Source organism: Nostoc cf. edaphicum LEGE 07299, assembly GCF_015207245.1.
Lineage (GTDB): Bacteria > Cyanobacteriota > Cyanobacteriia > Cyanobacteriales > Nostocaceae > Nostoc > Nostoc edaphicum_B.
Genome location: NZ_JADEXF010000843.1, coordinates 1 through 2,975, shown reverse-complemented (window position 1 = coordinate 2,975; position 2,975 = coordinate 1). Strand labels below are relative to the sequence as shown.

General features: G+C 37.6%; 3 protein-coding genes and 1 pseudogene. 3 read left to right on the top strand and 1 reads right to left on the bottom strand.

Annotated features, from left to right (window positions below; genetic code table 11):
* A pseudogene (locus IQ229_RS21525) lies at positions 1-100 on the top strand (histidine phosphatase family protein); the annotation flags it as partial.
* Positions 101-306: 206 nt separating this feature from the next.
* On the opposite strand, the gene IQ229_RS21520 reads toward IQ229_RS21525, so the two are convergent.
* Entirely contained in the window at positions 307-1,173 is an 867-nt protein-coding gene (locus IQ229_RS21520; protein ID WP_194047219.1) for a WYL domain-containing protein, read from the bottom strand.
* A gap of 204 nt (positions 1,174-1,377) precedes the next feature.
* Between IQ229_RS21520 and IQ229_RS21515 the strand changes: the two genes are divergently transcribed.
* Together IQ229_RS21515 and cas3 are read left to right on the top strand one after the other, a co-directional pair.
* On the top strand, positions 1,378-1,611 hold the full coding sequence (locus IQ229_RS21515; protein ID WP_194047217.1) for a DUF433 domain-containing protein: 234 nt from the start codon (positions 1,378-1,380) through the stop codon (positions 1,609-1,611).
* Positions 1,612-1,670: 59 nt separating this feature from the next.
* Positions 1,671-2,975 (top strand): type I-D CRISPR-associated helicase Cas3' (gene cas3 / locus IQ229_RS21510; protein ID WP_194047215.1); only part of this gene is annotated, 1,305 nt, incomplete at its 3' end.

Below are 2,975 nucleotides of genomic sequence, written 5' to 3'. Positions count from 1 at the left end.
GGTAAGTATGGTTAAATTTGACGTTAATGGCCCTTTGCTAGAAATATTAGGCGATCGCCATCATATACCCGATGATATTCGCTCTCGCCCAGGAACATAATATAGCGGTTCTCGTTTGGGTGCAATACAGTCTGACCTCTCTCCTAAGAGGAGAGAGGCTTTCCGCCGTAGGCGATCGCATGGGTTGACAAAGCCCTCAGTAAATAGGAAATTGATTTGAGCGGGTATGAGGATTTTTGCTCTACCGAACCGATTTATGTTCATAGGTTCTAGCCTATATTAGACAAGATGCCTATCCCACAAGACTTAACTCATGGTTTCTATGTCGTATAGCTGGCATAGGGTGAGGAGTTTTTGTTTGAGGCGATCGCGCACATTTTCAGGTAATATCACTACACAATCTGGCGCATACTGCATGACTTCGCGGCTAAACCAAAATGTACTAGATACTCGCCTAACAACTCGCCGAACTCGTGGTTTATCTGGTAGCCATTCATTAATTTCATCTTCTGGTTTGGCTTGATAAGCAAAAGCTAAACCAGCAAATAAATGCATTTCTACTTTTATTTCATCTAAATTAGTATGCCACTGGCCGGAAATTGAACTCACAGCAGCGTCCGTAATCCTGTCTAATCGTAAACTCCAGTTGTGAACCAGTTCTGGGATATCAAAGTTTCCTTCTGTTTCTTCGCACCAGCAATCAAGATATTGCCGCTTTTCGTGGGGTATAGGTTTGGCATAGCGAACGGTAAAATTAAACACACGCTCTGCTGCATCTTGATAGGAAAGCTGAAAAGGCTGTTCGCGCAAGATGTAGCGGTCTATCTCTAAGCGCCAAGCTGGAGGCAAATTTTCTAGGAAACGTTCGATTTCGCCCCGCAACGGTAATGATAATTCACTGCGTTCGAGAAGTAAGTTTGCAATGATTTGGGCTTGTTCAATTTGCCCGATGTCTGTCAACGCATTGATACATCTATGTAATGCCCTAAAGCGTGGTTCTTTCCAATCGTTATTGTTACCGATGAGTAACTTACGTTGAGCGATCGCTTTAATTAACTTAGAGATGTTAGGCTCCTCTCCCCACATCATACCGAATTCACGAGCGATCGCTTCTAGCTCGGCTTTATCATGTTCTGATATCGACAGTGTAATAGATTGACCTTTTCGACTCATTCAAAATGTCCGTATACTTTGTACATATTTTCTCTTGTCAACTTCTATTTTGCGTGCCAATATAGTTTTTAACAACCAGTTACGGACACTATTTAAGTAAAGCAAACAACTCGCACCAATGGTGCGAGAAATTAGCTAGAGAGATTTTTTACTCATCCATAAAACTGCAACCAATGGTTGCAGCAAATACTTGGACTGAAAATTATGGTTCAAAATAACCTACTTTCCCGAATTTCTATAGACCCAAATATTTGTTTTGGTAAACCTTGCATTCGTGGACATCGGATTTGGGTTTCTTTAATTCTTGACCTTTTATCCGCAGGAGAAACAATTGATACCATTCTTGAAGCTTATCCGGGCATAGAAAAAGAAGACATACTAGCTTGTATTGACTACAGTGCGGAGATGATAAGGAATGTTTTTGCAGATTCTGACTAATTTAGTGTATGTGTAACTATGCCAGATTATCTCCGATTTTTCAGAATTGAGAGTAATTTATGAAAATAAAACTCCTTTCCACATGGTCAAAATATTCCCAAACTTCAGTTTCTAATATTCAACTTGTTACCCATCAACAAGAAGTTTGGGATGCCATAAAAAATTATCAAGTTGTTTTTGATACTGCTCTAACTGGTGACGGTAAAACTTTAGCTGCTCTTCTTCCAGCATTTTATGAACGTGAATTAGGACTAGGACAAAGTTTATTTAACTATCCTACAAATGAACTTATTCGCGATCAAGCCAAACAAATAGGAAAATGGAAAAATGAATTTAATATTGATTTACAAATAGGAGAACTCACAGGAGCTAAATTAGCTTCATATATAAGCGCAGAAGGCTTTAACAAGCTGGAAACATTCAGAAAGTTTGCTAATGATAATAAGATAGTCGCAACCAACCCTGACATTTTTACTTTAATTCATCGTTTATACTATGATCGCAGAGGAGGTAACAAGGCTCGTTTAGCTGAAACTTGGTTTAATAAATACCGCTATATAGTCTTTGATGAATTTCACATTTTTAATGCACCGCAAATTGCTAATGTTCTGGATGGAATTGCATTTAATAGGGCAAGTTTAGGAGAGCGTTTTGCTGCAAAATTTCTTTTTCTTTCTGCTACCCCAGATAATGCTTTATTGAGAGTGCTTGATAAAGCAGGAATTACTCCAAAAATTATTAAGGGTGAATATGAGCATAATTTAAAAAGAAGTGATACTCATCGGAGAATTTTATATGAAGTGGATTTAAATTTAGTTACTTCTGAGCAAAGCAATGGGGGAATTGAAAATTGGGTTTTTGAAAATTTAGAATACATCAAGCAATTCTTTTCTCAATATCCTAAATCTAAAGGACTTATCATTGCTAACAGTGTATTTGCCGCCAAGCGAATAGTCAGAACTGTAGAGAATGCTAATTTGGGCATAAGCATAGGAGAAAATACAGGTCTCACTGGTGCAAAAATTAGAGAAGATGCAATGAATAAACAATTGATTATTGCAACTTCCACAGTTGATGTAGGTGTTGACTTTGCCATAAATTTTTTAATTTACGAATCTTTAGATGCTGGTACATTTATTCAGCGTTTAGGCCGACTAGGAAGACATGATGGATTTACCACTTACCAAGCAATAGCTTTAGTTCCAGATTGGGTAAAAGATAAGTTTTCTGAGTTTTATAACAATAAAACTGAAGTAGACAGAGAAAGTTTCTTTCAAACTGTTAGAAATAATGTATATCAAAAGCCTCAAGAATTTCAGCGATATTTAAGCCGTTGGGGTTGTGTTCTCTCAACAATTAGATAT

Bases quoted from the DNA above. Each gene is read 5' to 3' on its own strand.
- IQ229_RS21520 (WP_194047219.1), bottom strand. From the start codon at position 1,173: ATGAGTCGAAAAGGTCAATCTATTACACTGTCGATATCAGAACATGAT.
- IQ229_RS21515 (WP_194047217.1), top strand. From the start codon at position 1,378: ATGGTTCAAAATAACCTACTTTCCCGAATTTCTATAGACCCAAATATT.